Annotated in this window: 1 rRNA gene; it reads left to right on the forward strand. The window is 52.1% G+C overall.

What is annotated here, in order from left to right:
• Window positions 1–35: 35 nt before the first annotated feature.
• A 23S ribosomal RNA gene (locus ACTJJA_RS23935) occupies window positions 36–334 on the forward strand; the annotation flags it as partial.

The following is a 334-nucleotide window of genomic DNA, read 5'->3' on the forward strand; positions in this document are numbered from 1 at the left end:
GATGATGAATCGAAAGAAACATCTTCGGGTTGTGAGGTTAAGCGACTAAGCGTACACGGTGGATGCCCTGGCAGTCAGAGGCGATGAAGGACGTGCTAATCTGCGAAAAGCGCCGGCGAGGTGATATGAACCTTTGACCCGGCGATGTCCGAATGGGGAAACCCAGTGTGTTCCGACACACTATCGTTAACTGAATACATAGGTTAACGAGGCGAACCGGGGGAACTGAAACATCTAAGTACCCCGAGGAAAAGAAATCAACCGAGATTCCCCCAGTAGCGGCGAGCGAACGGGGAGCAGCCCAGAGTCTGAATCAGCTTGTGTGTTAGTGGAA

Origin of the sequence: Enterobacter sp. 22452, assembly GCF_052045065.1 — a bacterium.
Classification (GTDB): domain Bacteria; phylum Pseudomonadota; class Gammaproteobacteria; order Enterobacterales; family Enterobacteriaceae; genus Enterobacter; species Enterobacter mori.